Source organism: Candidatus Pelagibacter sp. Uisw_113 (assembly GCF_047717815.1).
Lineage (GTDB): Bacteria > Pseudomonadota > Alphaproteobacteria > Pelagibacterales > Pelagibacteraceae > Pelagibacter.
Map to the genome: position 1 here is coordinate 1,044,157 of NZ_CP159809.1, position 19,964 is coordinate 1,064,120.

The window sequence follows — 19,964 nt, forward strand, 5'->3', positions numbered from 1 at the left end:
AAAATTAATATACTTTATACGTAGTTTTTTAAAAATGTTTATTAATAATTTTGACCCAGTTGCGTTTCAAATATTTTCATTAGAAATCAGATGGTATTCTTTGGCTTATATTATCGGTATTACACTTGGTTGGCTGTATTGTAAAAGAAAATTAATCAAAGATTCTCATATTCTTCGGCTATTTGATGACTTCATAACCTATCTTATTATAGGTATGATTTTGGGGGGTCGGCTTGGATATACTTTATTTTATAATCTAAAATATTATTTAGATAACCCTATTGAAATATTGATGGTTTGGAATGGGGGAATGTCATTTCATGGTGCTTTAATTGGAATTATAATTGCATCAATATTGTTCTCAAAAAAACACAATACAAATTCGTTTATATTTTTAGACTTAGTTGCCCTATCTGCTCCAATTGGAATTTTTTTCGGTAGAATTGCTAATTTCATAAACTCAGAGCTTTATGGGAGAGCCACGGACCTTCCTTGGTCAGTTCAATTTGTTCTAATAGACAATATCAAAAGACACCCCTCTCAATTATATGAGGCTTTTTTTGAAGGAATAATTCTTTTCTTTGTACTTGGGTATTTTTTTAAAAAAGATTATTTAAAAGTACCTGGAAAAATCTCTGCTTTATTCCTAATCTTTTATTCTCTATTTAGATTTTTTATAGAATATTTTAGATCTCCAGATCCTCAAATCGGTTACTTGGTTTTAAATCTAACATTAGGCCAATTGATAAGTATTCTTTTTTTCATGATTGGGGTTTATCTTTTATCCTTAAAAAAATGAAAATTAAGGATAATGACACGTTTACTTTAGATAAGTTTATAGAGGAATCTCTTTATAACAAAACATCTGGCTACTACATGAGAAAAAATCCTTTTGGCAAAAAGGGTGATTTCATAACTTCACCTAACATATCGGTATTATTTTCAGAAATGATTGCAATTTGGGTAGTTTCATTTTGGCAAAATTTAGGTTGCCCTGAAAAGTTTAATTTAATTGAGTTGGGTGCTGGGGATGGTGAAATGATGAAAGTTTTAGTCAATACCTTTGATAAATTTCCAATATTTAAGAATTCTTGTCGTATTAAGATTTTAGAAAGAAGCAAATTACTTAAGAAAAAACAAAAGGTTAATATCAATAAAAAAAATATTCAGTGGTTAAATGATTTAAGCGAATTAGATAATTTACCATGTATCTTTTTAGCAAACGAATTTTTTGACGCTCTGCCTATTAAGCAATTCATTAAGAAAAAAGAGAAATGGTTTGAAAGATATGTTAGATTTTTTAATAATAAATTTGAATATTTCGACCTCCCTTTTGATATAGAAAAATTTGAAAATAAAATTAAATTTAAGATTACAAAACAACAGAACTTTATTGAGTATTCACCACAATCAACTGAATACTTAAAAATTATTAACAATAAGATTAAACGTAATAATGGTGGAATTTTAATAATAGATTATGCATATATTGATAAAAAAATGAAAAATACTCTGCAAGCTGTATCGAAACATAAATATTGTGACGTGTTAGAGGGGTTTGGCAATTCTGATATTACTTATAATTTAAGTTTCAACTTGATAAATAGAATAGTTAAAGAATTAAGCTCACTTACCTCAATGAATACTACTCAAGGTGAGTTTTTAACAAAACTTGGTATTCTTGAAAGAGCAGAAATATTGTCCAAGAAAATGTTATTTAGTGAAAAAGCTGATATTTATTTTAGAATAAAAAGGCTTATAGATAAAAATCAAATGGGTGAATTATTTAAAGTAATGCTAATAACAACAAATAAAAATAAATTTAAATTAGGGTTTTAAACTGATTAAATCAAAGAAACTCAGCAAATTTAAAAACTTACAGCATGCCTTCTTTAATAGAAAGGGTGGAAAATCTCTAGGTATTTTTAAGAGCTTAAATTGTAGCCCTCGATCTTCAGATAATAAAAAAGATGTTTTAAAAAATCTTCAAATTGTTCAAAAGAAAATTAAAACTAATCTTAAAAAAATTATCTTACTCAAGCAAATTCATAGTAATAAATTTCATTTTATAGGTAAAGATCTAAAGCTTAAAAATTATAATTTTGAAGGAGATGCAATAATTACAAATAAAAAGGAATTTCCTATAGCTATTTTAACTGCTGATTGTGCTCCAATACTAATTTATGATGAGAAAGAAAAGATGATTGCAGCAATCCATGCAGGCTGGAAAGGCGCTTTCAAAGGGATAATTAAAAAAACCATAAATTTTATGATAAAAAAAGGCTGCAACCCTAAAAATATTACTGCTGTTATTGGGCCATGTATTTCAGTAAAAAATTATGAGGTGAAAAAAGATTTTATTAAAAAACTCATCAAAAAAGATGGAAAAAATAAAAAATTTTTTAAAAAAATTAAAAATAAAGATTTCTTTAATTTAAAGAAATACATCCATTCTCAAATAAAAGCCTTAAATATAAAGAAAATTGATATGATTAATAAGGATACATTTAATCCTAAAAATAGTTTTTTTAGTGCACGAAGATCTATTAGCCGCAATGAGAATGATTATGGTAGAAATATTTCTGTAATTATGATTAATTCATAATATCTCATGAAATTATTAACTGGAAACAGCAATAAACCTCTCAGCAAAAATATTGCAAAATATTTAAAAACTAAGCTTGTGAATTCAAGTATAAAAAAGTTTTCTGATGGAGAAATTTATATAGAAATTAATGAGAACATTAGGGGTAATAGTATCTTTATAATTCAGTCTATTTCATCACCTGCAAATGACAACTTAATGGAATTACTACTTTGCATTGATGCTTTAAAAAGATCTTCGGCAAAAAATATTACTGCTGTCATTCCTTATTTTGGATATGCTCGACAAGATCGAAAAGTAGTACCTCGAACTTCCATTTCTGCAAAACTTGTTTCTAATTTAATTACTAAAGCAGGTGCTGATAGAGTCGTTACCGTAGACCTTCATGCTGGACAAATTCAGGGCTTTTTTGACATTCCTGTAGATAACTTATTTGCTACACCAATTTTTGCAAGACATGCTAAAAAAAATATAAAAAGTAAAAATATTATTTGTGTTGCACCAGATGTTGGTGGAACTGAAAGAGCGAGAGCACTTGGTAAAATTTTAAATGTAGAACTTGCTATTGTGGACAAGAGAAGACCCAAACCAGGTCAATCCAAAGTTATGAATGTCATAGGAGATGTTAAGGGGAAAACTTGTATTATAGTTGATGACATAATTGACTCAGGTGGAACTATAGTAAACGCTGCGAAAGCTTTAAAGGATAGAGGTGCTAAAGAAGTTTACGCTTATATTACTCACGGGGTTTTAAGTGGAGAGGCAGTAGATAAAATTAAAAAATCTGTCATTAAAAAATTAGTAGTAACAGACACAATTGATAATCACGATAAAATTAAAAATGTTAAAAATATAGAAGTTTTGCCTATTTCAGCCCTTATGGGTGAGGCAATTAAAAGGATATCTAACTCAACATCTGTATCTGATTTATTTAAATAATTATCTTGAGTTATTAAGAAACTTGGGCTAAAAGCCATCTTTTTATGAATTCACTTGATGCAAATACTAGAAACACTAAGTCAAAAGGAGATGTTCGTTCTCTTAGATTGGCTGGAGATATCCCTGGCATAATTTATGGGGGACCAGAAGAAAATCAAAAAGTAACTGTATTAAAAAAAACATTAAAATCTCTAATACAAAAAGGAAGCTTCTTATCAAATATAATAACTCTTAATTTAGATGGAAAGCCTCAAAATGTTTTGCCAAGAGAAATTACTTATAATGTAATATCAGATGAGCCAACTCATATTGATTTTCTTAGAGTTGTCCCAGGTGTAAAAATTAGAATAGAAGTACCTGTAGAATTTATTAACCATGAAACTTCGCCAGGCTTAAAAAGAGGTGGAGTACTAAACATTGTTAGAAGAGAAATAGAATTAAAATGCCCAAGTGAAAAAATACCATCTGCAATAACTATTGATTTAGATGGAGTGGATATTGGAGAAAGTTTCAAAATATCTTCAGTTAAACTAGAAGAAGGTGTTACACCAACTATTATTGGAAGAGATTTTGTAATTGCAACATTGGCAGCGCCTACAGTTATGAAAGAACCAGAAAAACCGGCTGAAGCTGAAGAAGCAGCAGCAACAGAAGATGGTAAAGAAGCAGCACCAGCAGCTGAAGGTGATAAAAAAGATGGCGATGAAAAAAAAGCCACTGAAGAAAAAAAATAATCAACTTATTATTGTGAAGACTCCTAGATACGATTTAAAAAAAATATGCTTTTATTTGTAGGCTTAGGAAATCCAACACCCGATAGCGAAAACAACAGACATAATATTGGTTTCAAATTAATTGATGCTCTTAATCAAAAATTTGGCCTGTCTAAACAAAAACCCAAATTTAAAGGATTGTTAACTACAGGTAATATTGAAGATAAAAAGGTTTATGCAATAAAACCTTTAACCTTTATGAATAACTCTGGAATTTGTATAAGGGAATTAATTGAATACTTCAAAATTGATGCTGAAGATGTGATTGTCTTCCATGATGACCTTGACCTTGAGTTTGGAAAAGTAAAAGCAAAATTTGCTGGATCTAGTGCAGGACATAATGGAATCGAGTCTATTGATAAATTTATTGGTAAAGATTATTCAAGAGTAAGAATAGGAATTGGAAGGCCCAAAACTAAAGCTGATGTTTCAGACCATGTATTAAAAGATTTTGATGAAGATGAAATGATACAACTAGAAAAAATTACTAAAAATATTATTGATTCAATGGCTATATTAATTGATAAAAAATTAGATTTATTCTCAAGCACTGTAAATAATAAGTAATGAGTTTTAAGTGTGGAATTGTTGGCTTGCCTAATGTTGGTAAATCTACATTATTTAATGCACTTACAAATTCTAGCAAGGCACAAGCTGCTAATTTCCCTTTTTGTACGATAGAGCCAAATGTTGGCGTAGTTCCTGTACCAGATGAAAGACTAGATAAATTGGTAGAAATATCAAAATCAAAAAAAAAAATTAATACCACTATTGAGTTTGTGGATATAGCCGGACTAGTAGAGGGCGCCTCTAAAGGTGAAGGCTTAGGAAATAAATTCTTATCCCATATAAGAGAAGTCGATGCAGTCATTCATATGATCAGATGTTTTGACTCTGATGATATTCAAAATGTAAACCCAACTGTTGATCCAATTAGAGATTTAGAAATTATTGAAACAGAAATGATGTTAGCAGACCTTGAATCAATACAAAAAAGACTGGAAAAAAATAATAAGAAAAATGTAGATGAGGAACAATTAAAAATATTAGAAATTGCTTCTGACTGCATAAATAATTCTAAAGATATTCAAGTACTTTATGAACAATTTGATAAAAAATTAATAAACCAAAGTGGTTTATTGTCTTTAAAACCTAAAATTTTTGTATGTAATGTTGATGAAGCAAGTGTTCAAAATGGAAATAAATACACACAAGCTTTTATTGATAAATTTGGTGAAAAAAATACCTTAATAGTTTCGGCTGATATTGAGAACCAAATAAATCAATTAGAAAATGAAGAAAAAGAAAATTATATGGAGATGATTGGATTAAAAAGAACTGGCTTAAATATGTTAATTCAAAAGGGTTATAATATTTTAGAGTTAGACACTTACTTTACATCTGGACCTGAAGAAACTAGAGCCTGGACTATCCAAAAAAATTGTACCGCACCAAAAGCGGCTGGTGAAATACATACTGATTTTGAAAAAGGTTTTATTAGAGCTGAAACAATTGCATACGAAGATTTCATAGTAAATCAAGGTTGGGTAAATTCCAAAACTAATGGAAAAATGAGACTTGAAGGAAAAGATTATATTGTCAAAGATGGTGATATATTAAACTTCAGATTCAATACGTGACCAAATTTTCTTCATACTAAAGTAAACCAGAATAGTTAAAATAATTAAATATAAAATAGCCTTAAAGCCCATTTTATGTCTACTTTCTAAATGTGGTTCTGCTGCCCACATTAAAAATGTTGTTACATCTTTTGCCATTTGTTCTTCTGTAGCTTTTGTACCATCGCTATATTCTACTGCATCATCCATTAACGGTTGTGACATCTTAATTCTATTACCATACATATATTTATTATAGTAAACCCCATTATCAAGCGTTACACCACTGGGTGGATCTTCGTAACCTAAAAGTACTGAATAAATATAATCAACTCCACCACTTCGAGCTTTTGCTAATACTGACATATCAGGTGGATAAGCTCCTCCATTTGCTGCTTGAGCTGCCTTAACGTTTTCAAAAGGCATGACAAATTTATCAGATAATTTTGCTGGTCTGACAAACATTTCACCATCATTATTTGGTCCATCTGTAACTTCAAAACTTGCAGCTATAGCTTTTGCTTGCTCTTCAGTAAACTCTGGTCCACCTGGCTCAAATAAGTTTCTATAACTTACGTATTTCATTGAATGGCACGACGCACAAACCTCAGTATAAACTTGATATCCTCTTTGAAGCGAACCTCTGTCAAATTTACCAAAAAGGCCTTTGAAGCTCCAATCTGTTTTTAAAAGATCTACTTTTTCTGCAGCATTAACTGTAGGAGTTCCTACTAATAAAAAAATGATTGAATAACTAATTTTTAAAATATTTTTCACTTAATTAATCTAAACTTTCTTTTTTTTTAACAGCTGATGCCATTGGCATCCCTCCAAGTACTGGTTCTGTAATACTTAAAGGTAGGGGTATAGTTTTTTCTTTAAATCCTAATAACGGTAAGATTATTAAAAAATGAATAAAGTAGTAAGCTGTGGCAACCCTAGCAATCAATAAGTAAAGCCCTTCAGCTGGCATAGCACCCACGTAACCTAGAACTAATACATCCACTACTAGTATCCAATAAAATTGCTTGTAAAGAGGTCTAAATACTGCCGATCTAATTTTTGAAGTATCTAACCAAGGCAGTGCTGCTAAAATTAAAATTGCTGACAGCATCGCAACTACTCCCATTAATTTATCAGGAACTGATCTCAGGATTGCATAAAAAGGTAATAGATACCATTCAGGAACTATATGAGCTGGTGTAACCATTGGGTTTGCTTCTATATAATTGTCCGCATGCCCTAAAATATTTGGTGAATAAAAAACAAAAAATGCAAAAACAATCATAAACATTAATAATGCAAAGGCATCTTTGATCACAATATATGGATGGAATGGCACTGTATCCTTAGAAGGCTTTTTAACATCAATTCCTATTGGATTATTATTTCCAGGAATATGCAGTGCCCAAATATGAAGAACCACTAAGCCTAAGATTAAAAATGGTATCAAATAATGTAACGTGAAAAACCTTGTTAAAGTTGGGTTATCAACAGAATAACCTCCCCACAACCAATTAACTATTCCTTCACCCACTAAAGGTATTGCACTAAAAAGATTTGTAATAACTGTTGCTCCCCAAAAACTCATCTGACCCCATGGTAAAACATATCCCATAAATGCTGCTGCCATCATTAAAAGGTAAATTATAATTCCAATGATCCAAATTATTTCTCTTGGAGATTTATATGATCCATAAAACAAAGATCTAAATATATGAATATAGACTGCTAGGAAAAACATTGAAGCACCGTTTGCATGAATATATCTTATTAACCAACCATAGTTTACATCTCTCATGATATGTTCAACGCTTTCAAAAGCCATATCAGCATGAGCAATATAGTGCATAGCTAGAGTTAAACCTGTAACGATTTGTGTAATTAAACAAAAAGTTAAAATTCCACCAAATGTCCACCAATAATTTAAATTCTTAGGTGTTGGATAATCAGTTAAATGACTAGCAAGTGATAAAAGTGGAAGCCTGTCATTAAACCATTTTCCAAATTTTGAACTGGGAACGTACTCGTGATCACTCATAATTATTTATTATCCAATTTTAATTGTGTTGCTATTAACAAATTCATATTTTGGAACTTCCATGTTTGTTGGAGCAGGACCTTTTCTAATTCTTCCAGATATATCGTAGTGCGAACCATGACAAGGACAAAACCAACCATTGTAGTCTCCTTTATCATTTAAAGGTACGCAGCCTAAGTGAGTACAAACCCCTACCATAACTAACCATTCTGGATCTTTTGCTCTGTCCTCATCTTTTTGAGGGTCTTTTAAATCTTCCATTTTAACAGCTCTTGCTTCAGCTACTTCCTCGGAAGTTCTTCTTTTGATAAAAACTGGTTTTCCTCTCCAAAGTACGGTGATTGTTTTTCCAGGTTGAACTGAACTTATGTCAACTTCTGTGCTGGCCAATGCTTTAACAGAGGCATCTGGGTTCATTTGATCAATTAGTGGCCAAACAACAGCTCCTACCCCAACAGCTCCTACAGCATACGAGGCAGTAAATAAAAATTCTCTTCTTTCAGGTTTTTTTTCAGACATCTTTTATTTTTTGTATATTGTTATCTAATATATGACTTCTTATAAGAAAAAAGTTTTTTTTCCACTGAAACAATGACACATAAAACATGAATTTGAGACCTAAAATAGCCTTATATGAACCTGATATTCCTCAAAATACAGCAGCTATTATTAGAACATGTGCGTGTCTGGGTGCTGATTTAGAAATAATTGAACCATGTGGTTTTTTATTCAGCGATAAAAGATTTAAAAGAGTTGTGATGGATTACATGGATGAAAAAATGATAAAATTTTATCAAAGTTCAGATGAGTTTTTTAAATCAAAAAAGAATGAGAGGGTAATATTGTTAACAACTAAATCATCAGACACTTATACTGCTTTCAAATTTGAGGGTAATGATACACTGCTATTTGGAAGAGAAAGCGCTGGTGTACCAGATCATGTTCATAATTCAATTAAGTATAGGTTAAAAATACCCATGATGGACAATAAAAGATCTTTAAATATAGCCTCTTCAGTTGCTATAATTCTTTCAGAAAATTTAAGACAACTAACTTTAATAAATAATGGATAAAGAAATTAAAAAAAAACTTGCTTCTAATTGGTTTAAGTTGCTGCAGAACACAATTTGTAACGATATTGAAAAATTAGAAGGTAAAAAATTAAAATTTAAATCTAAAACTTGGAATAGAAATGAAATTAAAGATGAAGGTGGTGGAGAGTTTAGAATTTTAAAAGATGGTAAAATTTTTGAAAAAGTTGGTGTAAACTTTTCAGAAGTGCATGGAAAATTTTCAAAAGAGATGGGTAAAAAAATTCCAGGTGCCTCTAAAAATCTAAATTTTTGGGCGTCAGGAATTTCTGTTGTAATGCACATGAAAAACCCTCATGTTCCAGCAATTCACTTTAACACAAGGTTTATCTATACAACGCATGGATGGTTTGGTGGTGGTATGGATGTAACTCCTTGCATTCAAGATCTTAAGGAAAAAAGCTTCCTTCATGATAAATTAAAAAAAATGTGTGATCGACATGATAAAAAATTCTATAAAAAATATAAAAAGTGGTGTGATGAATATTTTTATTTACCACATAGAAAAGAAACAAGAGGAATTGGTGGTATTTTTTTTGATTACAAAAAAAATGATTGGGAGAAAGACTTTAAATTTGTAGCAGATCTTGGAGTTACCTTTCAAATGTTATTTAACTCTATAATACAATTGAAATACAAAAAGAAATGGACTGTAAAACAAAAGGAGATACAGTATATTAAAAGAGGTAGATATGCTGAGTTTAACTTACTATACGATAGAGGAACAAAATTTGGTTTACAAACAGGTGGTAATGTTGAAGGAATATTAATGTCTTTACCTCCAATAGCAAAATGGAATTAAAATGGAAAAAGAACCAATAACAACTGCCGGACTTGAAGTTTTAAAAGAAGAGCTAATTTTTTTAAAAGAGAAAAAACGTCCACAGATAGTAGCTGCAATATCTGAAGCAAGATCACATGGAGATTTGAAAGAGAATGCTGAATACCATGCCGCAAAAGAAGAACAATCACATAATGAAGGAAGAATAGTTCAGATCAATGATAATATTGCGAGAGCAAATGTAATTGATGTTACAAAAATGAGTAATAATGGAAAAGTCATCTTTGGCTCAACTGTAGATTTAGAAAATTTAGATACTGAAGAAAAAATTACCTATAAAATAGTTGGAAAAGACGAGGCTGACCTTCAAAAAAAACTAATATTTTTTCAATCACCAATAGGAAGAGGTTTAATTGGAAAAAACAAAAACGATTTAGTTGAAATTAAAACTCCCGCAGGTGTAAAAAACTTTGAAATTAAAGATGTAAAGTACGTTTAATTACTTACTATTTTTTGAACTTCTTTATCTGAAATTTTAAAATCATTACTAGTCCAGACCTCTTCTATTGCTTTTAATTTCTGTCCCAGCTCTCTTCCCTCAGGAACTTGATATTTCTCCATCAAGGTACTAGCTTTAAATGGCATGACAGGCATTTCTTTTTTCTTAAAAATTTCAATTAATTTAATTAACTTATTGTCTACTTTTTTGGATTTAAAAATCTTAAAATAAAGAACATCTAATAATGCCTCTCTACCATTAAAATAAAAAACCTTATTCAATTTTTTTTCTAAAAAAGTTTGGCTAGTATTTTTTTCTAAATTAAACTTATTCAAAAATATAAGTCTTTTTTGATCTTTTTTAGATAAATTGAATTTATAAATAAAATAATCTACATTATCAGTTCCATCAATAATCATTAAAGATAATAAAAAAATAAAATCTACTTTAAGAAAATTTCTTTTTGCAAAACTATTCATTTTGTTAAATAAAGAAATGTTTTTAATTTGGGGAAAAATAAGATTTATAATCTCTAAGCAATCCTCATCCTTGGTTAACTTTAGAAAACCATCTGATTTTAATAATTTTTGAAATTCATCTATTAATCTTTCTGAAGAAATATTTGAAACGCCACTTAGGTTTTTTTTAATTGCTTTAATAACTTTTGGGTCATGACTATGTTTGGAATAACTAAGATAAAACCTAACATACCTTAACACTCTTAAATAATCTTCTTTAATTCTTGTTTCTACATTTCCAATAAAATTAATTTTTCCATTTTCTAAATCTTTTTTTCCATCAAATGGATCAAATAAACTTCCTTCAATATCTGCATAAATAGAATTGATAGTAAAATCTCTTCTAGAAGCATCATCTTTCCAGCTATCAGAAAACTCTACTTTTGCATGTCGTCCATCTGTATCAACGTCTTTTCTTAGTGATGTGATCTCAAACTTTATGTCATTAATTGATGCTGTAATTGTTCCATGTTCTATTCCACTCTCGTAATATTTTATGTCTTTTTTAGTAAGAGCCTCGCACACCTCTTTTGGATTTAAATTTACTGCCAAATCTATGTCGTCATATCTTTCTTTATTGATAATTTTTCTTACACATCCCCCAACATACCGAATTTCACTATTACTAGAGTATGAACGAACTGCTTCAAATATCTTTGAAACCTCTGTTTCTTTTTTAATATTTTTGAAGCCTAAATTTATGTAATTAAGGTTTTGAGATCTAAAAAAAATTTTATCTAATAAGTTATTCATATATGGCTGGCCCACAAGGATTCGAACCTCGGATCTCTGTACCAAAAACAGATGTGATACCACTTCACCATGGGCCAATGTTAATTTCATATATCACAAAAAAAAAAAATTATATAGTTTTTGATTCAATACACCAGTGGCTATTAAATTTTCGTTTATATTGTCTGTATGCTTTTTTGCAGGCCTTTTTGGAATGAAAATAAGCCACTATTGAGGATCCTGATCCAGACATTCTAGCAAATAGAGCATTGGGTAAACCGCTAAGGTAGGATTTAATTCTTTTAAGTTCTGGATATTTATTTAACGCAACTTTTTCAAGGTCATTGCCTAAATTTTTTAAATATTTTGCTTCAAATAATTTCTGTTTAGAGAGGGTGAATTCAGGTTTAGAAAAGGAATTAACTTTTGAATAAATATATTTTGTAGAACATCCAAAGTTAGGTTTTGTAACCAATATATGAAATTTGATTTTATTTTTATATTTTTTGATATCTCCATTAGATAAAAGAATAGCTGATGGTGGTTTTATACCTAAGATAACATCTGACCCTATTTCATTGCTTATTTTTTTTAATTCATCTTTTTTTATTTTAATTATTTTTTTTTCGATAAAGAAATTTAATAAGCTGGCAGCATTCATGGACCCACCTCCCATTCCTGCTTTTTGAGGTATATTTTTTATAACTTTAATTTCAAATTTTTTATTATTTAAAAGTTTTTTATTATCTAAAATTTTTAACAATTTTGAAATGGTGTTAATTTTACTGATGTTTTTAGAAAACTTTCCAAAAAAATTAATTTTATGCTGTTTTGTGTTGCTTTCTCTTAATGTAATTGAATCATATAAATCAATAAAAGAAATTAAACTTTCAATATTATGAAGCTTTGATTTTTTTCCAGTAACGTTTAGAGCTAAATTTATCTTTGCATAAGACTTTATCTTAAAACTATTCATAATTTAGGAATTTTTTAATCCCTCTATTAATTTATTTTTAATAGTTTTTTTCATATCATCCTCTGTCTCATCTAAATTTAAAACCGCTTGCCAAAAATATCTTGCTTGAATTTTTCTATCCAGTTGCCAAAGAATATCACCGTAATGATCGTTAACTATTGGATCTTGTGGCATTAATTCAACTGCTCTTTTAAGAAAATTTTCTGCCTTCTCATATTCGTCGACTAAGTAATATGCCCAACCGATTGAATCAATAATATATGGATCGTTACTTCTCGCAGCATAAGCTTTTTCAAGCATTTTAAGAGCAGTATCAATTTTATGTTCTCTTTCCAGCCACGAATAAGCTAAATAATTCAAAACATAGGCATCATCTGGATTTGCTTCAAGAGATTTCAATAAGTCTTTATCTGCTTTTATATAATCTCCAGATCTCTCATAACTTCCTCCACGCCTATATAATATTTCTGCATATAGGTCAGAATTAACGTCCATTTTTAAAAGTATTTGATCATAAAAACTTATTGCTTCAATATATCTTTTTGCATTTTTATGCATATTTGCAATATCAAATATAATTTTTTTATTTGGATTTTTAATTGCTTTAAATTTTTTATTGATAAAATTTAGAGATGTTTTTTGATCAGATTTTTTTGAAATAATTTGAGACTCTTTTTTTAACTTAAACCAATAATAAAATTCATGCTTTTTATCAAATGCTTCAAGAGTTTTTAATGTATTTGAATAATCATTACTCCAATAATAATTTTCAGCTAATAAGGACAAATTGAAGATAAATTTAGGATTTAAATAGTTTGCTATATTTAAGTAAAAATTTGATTTCTCATAATCATTCTGAGATGAATAGAGATTTGCTATTAGAAAAAATAGCTCACTAACGATGTCATTCGAATTAGTACATGAAAAAATATCTTGAAAATTATCTAAGTTTCTATCTTCTATCCATTTTTTGCCTTGAGAAATTAATACTGATGAATTTAAATAATCAAAATTATTAGTAACTTTTTTTGCCTCATCATAATTATCATTCTCAATTAAATAACTGATCAAAAAAAATGAATACCTTGAATAATCAGCATCATTTTGTGAATTAATTAATCTACCAAAATATTTCTCAGTATCTTTATCATTTAAATAACACCGTTGAAAAACTTCATTAATAAATGAAAAATTTCCAAATGTATTTTTTTGCTTCATTAATTTTTTTTCTTCAAAAACAGATAGGTATTGTTTGAAGGTTTCTGCAATGATTAAAGAAAATCTATCATTATTAATAAATTCATATGATCTATCGATATAAACTTTACTTTTTTTTAAATTTTTTTTCTTTAAACTATCAACTGCCAGTAACAGATTAGCCTGAAAAAAGTCAGAATTGTTTTTTGTTGAACTCTGTTTAACTTGATTAATTGCTTTCTTAACTTTGCCATCAAGAACTAAAGAAAATACATACCTCTCAAGATAGGCATCATGCTGTTTTATTAATATTTTTGATGAATTAAAAAATTTTAAAGCTTCCGTATTATCTAAGTTTTCATAAGCTACAATTCCTGAAAAATAATTAGACAAATACCTCGCATTAAAATCGTTTAAACTGGTATTTTTTGAGTATAATGGACTCTGATAAAGTAATAATATTAAAAATAATTTAAAAAACTTTACCAACATTTGGCCATTCTATGTCTAAAAAAGTAATAAATCAAAATACGAATTATGACTCAGAGTTTTTAAACTCTACTGGGTCTGACTTTATTTTTGATGAAAACCCAATCAATAGACTAAAAAATAGTAGTAATGATTTAAAAAAAGGTCTGAGTATTCAAAAAATAGATAAAGTTAAAGAGCTTGTGGATCTTAAAGAGCAAATAAACTCAATTAGCGATTGTAACTTAAAGAATAATTCAAAAAAGATGGTTTTAGGAGATGGAAATATTAATAGCCCAATAATGATAATTGGTGAAGCCCCAGGTGTTGAAGAAGATAACTCCGGATTAACTTTTATGGGTGAGGTAGGAGATCTTTTAAAAAAAATGCTAATTGCAATAAATATTGAAAAACAAAATATTTATACAACATATGCTGTAAACTTTAGGCCCCCTGAAGATCGAAAGCCAAACTCTACAGAAATTAAAAGATATTCTCAATTTTTACAAAAACATATTTCAATAATAAATCCTAAAATAATAATTCTTATGGGTAGTACTGCTATGGAATCTTTAACAGGTTTAAATAGTAAAATTTCTATTGAGAGAGGAAAATGGAAGGAAGTAATTGTCAAGAATACAAGTTACAACGTTATCATAACTTTTAACCCCTCTTATCTTTTAAGAGCTCCTGAAAATAAAAAACATTCATGGGATGACTTAAAAAAGATTAAACAAAAAATCTTAGAACTAAAACTATCCATTTAATGAAAATCTTAGCAGGTGTTGATGAGGTTGGTAGAGGAAGCTTAATTGGACCCGTTTATGCTGCAGCTGTCATATTAAATAATTCTATTGATAAAAGATTATTAAAGGATTCAAAAACTCTAACAAAAGACAAGAGAGAGGAGCTTGAAAAATATATTAAAAAAAATTCTATATGGGCTATAGGCCAGGCATCGACTAAAGAAATTGAAAAAATTAATATACTGCATGCAAGTTTACTTGCAATGAAAAGAGCTATTCTTAAATTAAAAACAAAACCTTCACTTGTTTTAATTGATGGCAACAAACTGCCTGACCTAAAAAACTATAAATTAGAATATATAATTAAAGGAGATCAAAAAATTCCAAGCATTTCTGCTGCATCAATTATTGCAAAAGTCAGTAGAGATAAATTTATTACAAAACTTTCAAAAGAATTTAATAATTATGGATGGGATACAAACTCTGGTTATGGAACCAAAGAACATTTAAAAGCTATTAAGAAATTTGGTATTACCAAATATCACCGTAAAACATTTTCACCTATTAGTGATCTTCTATAAATCCTAATAATAACAACACAAGATCTGGTTGTTTAAGAAATAATAAACACAAATTGAATCCATTTAATTCAATCACAGGTTGACCGTGGAATCCGTTTGGAGTCTAATTGTTTTATAGAAAATGGAAAACAATTTTAAAAATAAGATTATTAATGGTGACAGTCTCGAGGAATTAAAAAAAATTCCAAGCGAAACCTTTGATCTTGTTTTCGCTGATCCACCATACAATTTACAATTAAAAAATCCCCTTACAAGACCAGACAGAAGCAAAGTCAGTGCTGTTAATGATAAATGGGACCAGTTTGAAAGCTTTAAAAAATATGATGACTTTACGGTTGCTTGGCTTTCTGAATGTAGAAGAATATTAAAAAAGGATGGAGCCATCTGGGTTATCGGAAGCTATCATAATATTTTTAGAGTAGGAACTGCAATACAGAACTTAGGTTTTTGGATTTTAAATGATGTTATCTGGAATAAGAATAACCCAATGCCTAATTTCAGAGGAACAAGATTTACGAACGCTCATGAAACTTTAATTTGGGCTTCTAAAAGCGAAAAGTCAAAATATACTTTTAACTATCAATCTTTGAAATGTTTAAATGACGATCTTCAAATGAGATCTGATTGGAATTTACCTATTTGTAATGGAGCGGAGCGACTTAAGAAAAATGGTAAAAAAGTTCACTCCACTCAAAAACCAGAATCTTTATTACATAGAGTTTTATTGGCATCATCGAATAAGGACGATTTAATTCTAGATCCATTCTTAGGATCTGGAACAACGGCAACAGTTGCAAAAAAATTAGGCAGAAAATACTATGGTATAGAAAAAGAGAAGACTTATTTTAAAGCAGCTGAACAAAGGTTAAAAAATACAAAACCTTTGGAAGATAATTTCTTAGACACTCTAAAAAATAATAGATCCAAGCCTAGAATACCTTTTGGATCTTTAGTGGAGCTTGGAATAATAAAACCTGGAACAAGTATCTTTGATCAAAAGAAAAAAATAGTTGCTAAGATTATGGCAGATGGAAGTATCAAACATAATCAAGCTGAAGGATCGATTCATAAAGTTGCAGCAACAATACTTGGATCTGAAAGCTGTAATGGATGGACTTATTGGCATTGCACAGTGAATGGTGTTTCAGTGCCAATTGATAATTTGAGACAAAGATTAATTTCTAAAAATTAGTCTTTATAAATTTTACCAAGATAGCTGTTAATGAATTTTTTATTTTTTACTAATTTTTGTATTATTAAGTTTCTAATCCAAATTGTTAATGGGTTAGATAAATGAAAAGCAAAATAATTAAGTTTTGATTTCATATCAATCATCTTTACCCTTTTAACTCTTTCAGAGTTGAATTGAATATTTTCATTTTCTAAATTTTTATACAGTTCATGAGCAACCTCTATTGATTGAGATGCGCCTTGTGCGAAGGTTGGGGGTAAAGCAAAAAAAGCATCCCCAATGATAAAGGTATTTTTATTTTTTGGTTCATACACATTAGAACTCACAAATATTGGGAAGCATTTAATGTTTCTCAAATTTTTAATTATTTCAGGAGCTACTTGCTTTGATATTTCAGACATAATAGATGCAGTAAAATCTTTGTTCTCAAATAAAGAATAGTCAGATAACTCTTTAGTACTAAGCTTTTTTCTAAGAATGCTAATGAAATTAAACTGTCCTTTATTATTAATAGGATAAAGAACTGAATGTAAATTAGATCCTAAAAATAAAGATATATTCCTTGGATTAATTTCCTTAATAACACCCTGATCTATTGTAGCTCTTAAAGCAATAGAATTAAAATATTTTGGTTTAATTTCTTTATTAGCAATTAATGATTTTGTTTTTGAAAAGGTTCCATCAGAAATAATCAAGTAATCACATTTAACTGATGAATCATCCTCAAAAGATACTTCTTTGCTTTCAGCCTCTTCGTTAATTTTTATAACTTTTTTATTATAATTGATAATATTTTCATGAAGCCCATCTTTTAAGAAATTAATTAAAGTAGAACGCTGCAAGGTAGTATATTTTTTATCAGTGCTGTTAAACATGGATATATCTAAATCACATATTTTCTTATTCTTTTTTAAAGAATAGAAATCTAGTTTATGTGGGTGAAATTTATCTTCTGCCTGAATTTTTTGAAAATTTATTTGATTTAATAGTTTAATACTATTCACTGAAAGTTGAATTCCATATCCTTTTTCTAAGTTAACAGAACTATTTTTCTCATAAATTGTAATTTTATAATTTGAGTTTTGGTTTAAAAGATTTGCAATATACAGACCTGAAATACCTGCCCCTATTATTACTATATTTTTCATTAATCTTTTTTTAAATAATTAAAAATTTTTTTAGTAAATGTGGGCAAAGTATAATCATCAAGCTTAGAGCTATCAATCCAAGAAGAGTTGGAAATTGCACCCTTTAACTTGGAAAACTTGATTATTACATTCATATTCATATTTGATATCTTGAAGTTTAAAGCTTTTGCTAAATTATCAGGTTTAGATATTTGCTTCATGGGAAATATCTGTAAATTCTTTAAAAAATTAAATTTAGTATTTTTTATCAGTAAAAATTTATTATTCTTTTTATAAACTTCTAACAAATAAAATTTATCAATCTTCTTTTTTCTTTCTTTTATTATTTCAAAATCCTTTTTTTTAAAAGACTTACAATTTTTAATTAAAGGGCATTGGTGACATAGGGGATTTTTAGGTCGACAAATCAATGCGCCTAACTCCATTAGCGCTTGCGCATAATCACTTGCTCTAGTTGAATTACCTAATATTTTTTTACTCTTAACAAGATTATCTTTTGTAATTTCTTTGGGTAATTTTAAATTTAATAATCTTTTAATTACTCTTTCAATATTTCCATCTAAGGGAATAAATGGCTTGTTAAAGGCAATTGCCATTATTGCGTTAGAAGTGTAGTCACCTATTCCAGGTAATAATTTTAATTCTTCAATCGTGCTTGGCAACCTTCTATTAAAATTTTTTTCTAATATTTGTGCAGTCTTTTTTAAGTTTCGTACTCTTGAATAATAGCCAAGGCCTTCCCAATACTTTAAAAGTTTATGTTCCTTAATTTTTGATAGAGATTTAATATCAGGAATATCTTTTATAAAATTATTGAAATACGGAATTACAGTTGCAACCTGTGTTTGCTGCAACATAAATTCACTTACTAATGTGTAATATTCTCGCTTAACTTGTGATAGCTTTTTTCTCCATGGGAGTGATCTTTTATTATTATCGTACCAATAAAGAATTTTATTTGTTAGTATGGATTTAGTCATATGCATTTTAAAAATAATAGTAAGCAGAGGTTTAAAACTATTCAAGGCTTAAGGTCTTTTAAAGACACTTTGCCAAAAAATATTAAAAAAATAATCAAAAAAAAGGGTCATATATTTTCTGAAACACTTAATAACTGGAAGTACATAGTTGGAGATGATCTTTTTAAAATATGCTATCCCAAATCCTTTAAAAATTCGAATAAATTTGGAGTAAGCACTCTTCAAATAATGGTGAAGAGAGGGCACGAAATTGATTTAGAATATTCAAAAAAAAAAATAATGGATAAAATGAATAGTTTCTTTGGCTATGCCGTTGTTGAAAAATTGAAATTTATAAGTTTTGATGATGTTCAAACAAAATTCAAAAAATTAGATGCTAATGAAAACCATGTGACAAATATTAAATATGCAGATAGAATAAACAGTATTAAAAATGACAAAATTAAAAAATCATTACTTGAATTAACAAAACTATTTAAACAACGATGAAAAAATTAACCTCAGCATTATTTATAATATTTATAATCTTCTCCGCTAAAGTGTTTGCTGTAGATAATGAAATAATTAAAAGAATTACCGAGGGTGAAGAAAGTGCCAAAATAACAATAATTGCTTACGAGTCATTGACTTGTGGTTACTGTGCAAATTTTCATAAAGATGTTTATCCAGAACTAAAAAAAGACTTCATTGATAAAGGGTTGGTAAGAATTGAATTTAGACATTTTCCATTAGATTTAGCTGCATTTAATGCATCAAAAATTGCACAATGTAATAACGATGGCAGTTCAAGTATTATGAATACTTTATACTCTGGCCAAAAAAAATGGGCCAGAGGAAAAACACCAGAAGAAGCAACAGGTTATTTGAAAAAATTCTTAGAAGGTGAAAATGTGAATGTAAATTTTGAAAAATGCCTGAGCGATAAAGCTATAGAAGATTACATTTTAAATGATCGAATCGATGGGGTAAAAAAATTTGAAGTTAATGCTACTCCTACGATAATAATTGATGACAAAAAGTTTGATAAAGCCCTAAATTATAAGAATTTAAAAAAATATCTGGAAAAACTGATATAAGT

The 19,964-nt window shown here is 28.7% G+C and carries 23 protein-coding genes and 1 tRNA gene; 15 read left to right on the forward strand and 9 right to left on the reverse strand.

Features of this window, described 5'->3' with window-relative positions; translation table 11 throughout:
• Positions 1-34: 34 nt before the first annotated feature.
• From lgt to ychF, 7 genes are read left to right on the forward strand one after another with little or no spacing between them, the layout of a single operon-like run.
• Positions 35-799 (forward strand): prolipoprotein diacylglyceryl transferase, encoded by a 765-nt coding sequence (lgt, locus tag ABXT39_RS05620; RefSeq protein ID WP_415294767.1) that lies wholly within the window; start codon positions 35-37, stop codon positions 797-799.
• Positions 796-1,839: an SAM-dependent methyltransferase gene (locus ABXT39_RS05625; protein WP_415294768.1), complete on the forward strand. Its 1,044-nt coding sequence runs from the start codon at positions 796-798 to the stop codon at positions 1,837-1,839. The genes lgt and ABXT39_RS05625 overlap by 4 nt, the downstream gene beginning before the upstream one ends.
• A gap of 4 nt (positions 1,840-1,843) precedes the next feature.
• On the forward strand, positions 1,844-2,605 hold the full coding sequence (pgeF, locus tag ABXT39_RS05630; protein WP_415295923.1) for a peptidoglycan editing factor PgeF: 762 nt from the start codon (positions 1,844-1,846) through the stop codon (positions 2,603-2,605).
• A gap of 6 nt (positions 2,606-2,611) precedes the next feature.
• Positions 2,612-3,544: a ribose-phosphate pyrophosphokinase gene (locus ABXT39_RS05635; protein WP_415294769.1), complete on the forward strand. Its 933-nt coding sequence runs from the start codon at positions 2,612-2,614 to the stop codon at positions 3,542-3,544.
• A 44-nt stretch (positions 3,545-3,588) separates the two neighbouring features.
• The gene (locus ABXT39_RS05640) at positions 3,589-4,278 is read left to right on the forward strand and encodes a 50S ribosomal protein L25/general stress protein Ctc (protein WP_415278022.1); all 690 of its coding nucleotides are present in this window, start codon (positions 3,589-3,591) and stop codon (positions 4,276-4,278) included.
• Between the two features lie 45 nt (positions 4,279-4,323).
• Positions 4,324-4,884 (forward strand): aminoacyl-tRNA hydrolase, encoded by a 561-nt coding sequence (gene pth, locus ABXT39_RS05645; protein ID WP_271492280.1) that lies wholly within the window; start codon positions 4,324-4,326, stop codon positions 4,882-4,884.
• A complete protein-coding gene (gene ychF / locus ABXT39_RS05650; protein WP_415294770.1) occupies positions 4,884-5,957 on the forward strand; it encodes a redox-regulated ATPase YchF in 1,074 nt (357 codons plus the stop codon). The genes pth and ychF overlap by 1 nt, the downstream gene beginning before the upstream one ends.
• Here the strand turns inward: ychF and ABXT39_RS05655 are convergent.
• Genes ABXT39_RS05655 through petA form a run of 3 tightly spaced genes read right to left on the reverse strand, consistent with a single transcriptional unit; the run spans position 5,934 to position 8,496 of the window.
• Complete coding sequence (locus ABXT39_RS05655) at positions 5,934-6,713, reverse strand: cytochrome c1 (RefSeq protein WP_415294771.1); 780 nt, start codon at positions 6,711-6,713, stop codon at positions 5,934-5,936. The genes ychF and ABXT39_RS05655 overlap by 24 nt on opposite strands.
• 4 nt (positions 6,714-6,717) lie before the next feature.
• Positions 6,718-7,977, reverse strand: a complete 1,260-nt coding sequence (locus ABXT39_RS05660) for a cytochrome b (RefSeq protein WP_415278026.1) — start codon at positions 7,975-7,977, stop codon at positions 6,718-6,720.
• Between the two features lie 9 nt (positions 7,978-7,986).
• Positions 7,987-8,496: a ubiquinol-cytochrome c reductase iron-sulfur subunit gene (gene petA, locus ABXT39_RS05665; RefSeq protein ID WP_271492267.1), complete on the reverse strand. Its 510-nt coding sequence runs from the start codon at positions 8,494-8,496 to the stop codon at positions 7,987-7,989.
• 86 nt (positions 8,497-8,582) lie between these two features.
• On the opposite strand from petA, the gene ABXT39_RS05670 reads away from it, so the two are divergent.
• The 3 genes from ABXT39_RS05670 to greA are packed head-to-tail and all read left to right on the forward strand — an operon-like array spanning position 8,583 to position 10,348.
• Entirely contained in the window at positions 8,583-9,050 is a 468-nt protein-coding gene (locus ABXT39_RS05670) for a tRNA (cytidine(34)-2'-O)-methyltransferase (protein WP_415294772.1), read from the forward strand.
• Positions 9,043-9,870, forward strand: coding sequence for an oxygen-dependent coproporphyrinogen oxidase (gene hemF / locus ABXT39_RS05675; RefSeq protein WP_415294773.1), 828 nt, complete (start codon positions 9,043-9,045; stop codon positions 9,868-9,870). Before ABXT39_RS05670 ends, hemF begins: the two co-directional genes overlap by 8 nt.
• Position 9,871: 1 nt before the next feature.
• Complete coding sequence (gene greA / locus ABXT39_RS05680; protein WP_415286131.1) at positions 9,872-10,348, forward strand: transcription elongation factor GreA; 477 nt, start codon at positions 9,872-9,874, stop codon at positions 10,346-10,348.
• Here greA and ABXT39_RS05685 read toward each other — a convergent pair.
• From ABXT39_RS05685 to ABXT39_RS05700, 4 genes are all read right to left on the reverse strand, one after another.
• Positions 10,345-11,619: a CCA tRNA nucleotidyltransferase gene (locus ABXT39_RS05685; RefSeq protein WP_415294774.1), complete on the reverse strand. Its 1,275-nt coding sequence runs from the start codon at positions 11,617-11,619 to the stop codon at positions 10,345-10,347. The two genes, greA and ABXT39_RS05685, sit on opposite strands and share 4 nt — an antisense overlap.
• Positions 11,620-11,622: 3 nt before the next feature.
• A tRNA-Gln gene (locus tag ABXT39_RS05690) sits at positions 11,623-11,696 on the reverse strand.
• A 32-nt stretch (positions 11,697-11,728) separates the two neighbouring features.
• Positions 11,729-12,574 carry a 4-(cytidine 5'-diphospho)-2-C-methyl-D-erythritol kinase gene (ispE, locus tag ABXT39_RS05695; protein ID WP_415294775.1) on the reverse strand — a complete coding sequence of 282 codons (846 nt, stop codon included), beginning with the start codon at positions 12,572-12,574 and terminating at the stop codon, positions 11,729-11,731.
• A gap of 3 nt (positions 12,575-12,577) precedes the next feature.
• Entirely contained in the window at positions 12,578-14,164 is a 1,587-nt protein-coding gene (locus ABXT39_RS05700; protein WP_415294776.1) for a tetratricopeptide repeat protein, read from the reverse strand.
• A gap of 110 nt (positions 14,165-14,274) precedes the next feature.
• Between ABXT39_RS05700 and ABXT39_RS05705 the strand changes: the two genes are divergently transcribed.
• The 3 genes from ABXT39_RS05705 to ABXT39_RS05715 all read left to right on the forward strand — a co-directional run bounded on the left by ABXT39_RS05705 (position 14,275) and on the right by ABXT39_RS05715 (position 16,758).
• On the forward strand, positions 14,275-15,006 hold the full coding sequence (locus ABXT39_RS05705) for a uracil-DNA glycosylase (protein WP_415294777.1): 732 nt from the start codon (positions 14,275-14,277) through the stop codon (positions 15,004-15,006).
• Positions 15,006-15,566 (forward strand): ribonuclease HII, encoded by a 561-nt coding sequence (locus tag ABXT39_RS05710; RefSeq protein ID WP_415278033.1) that lies wholly within the window; start codon positions 15,006-15,008, stop codon positions 15,564-15,566. Before ABXT39_RS05705 ends, ABXT39_RS05710 begins: the two co-directional genes overlap by 1 nt.
• Before the next feature lie 121 nt (positions 15,567-15,687).
• Positions 15,688-16,758 (forward strand): site-specific DNA-methyltransferase, encoded by a 1,071-nt coding sequence (locus ABXT39_RS05715; protein WP_415294778.1) that lies wholly within the window; start codon positions 15,688-15,690, stop codon positions 16,756-16,758.
• Here the strand turns inward: ABXT39_RS05715 and ABXT39_RS05720 are convergent.
• Positions 16,755-17,906 carry an FAD-dependent monooxygenase gene (locus tag ABXT39_RS05720; RefSeq protein WP_415294779.1) on the reverse strand — a complete coding sequence of 384 codons (1,152 nt, stop codon included), beginning with the start codon at positions 17,904-17,906 and terminating at the stop codon, positions 16,755-16,757. The genes ABXT39_RS05715 and ABXT39_RS05720 overlap by 4 nt on opposite strands.
• Entirely contained in the window at positions 17,906-18,886 is a 981-nt protein-coding gene (locus ABXT39_RS05725; RefSeq protein WP_415294780.1) for an A/G-specific adenine glycosylase, read from the reverse strand. The genes ABXT39_RS05720 and ABXT39_RS05725 overlap by 1 nt, the downstream gene beginning before the upstream one ends.
• On the opposite strand from ABXT39_RS05725, the gene ABXT39_RS05730 reads away from it, so the two are divergent.
• Together ABXT39_RS05730 and ABXT39_RS05735 are read left to right on the forward strand one after the other, a co-directional pair.
• Positions 18,887-19,375 carry a DUF721 domain-containing protein gene (locus ABXT39_RS05730; RefSeq protein ID WP_415294781.1) on the forward strand — a complete coding sequence of 163 codons (489 nt, stop codon included), beginning with the start codon at positions 18,887-18,889 and terminating at the stop codon, positions 19,373-19,375. It abuts the gene before it with no gap.
• The gene (locus tag ABXT39_RS05735) at positions 19,372-19,962 is read left to right on the forward strand and encodes a DsbA family protein (RefSeq protein ID WP_415294782.1); all 591 of its coding nucleotides are present in this window, start codon (positions 19,372-19,374) and stop codon (positions 19,960-19,962) included. Before ABXT39_RS05730 ends, ABXT39_RS05735 begins: the two co-directional genes overlap by 4 nt.
• Positions 19,963-19,964 lie beyond the last annotated feature (2 nt).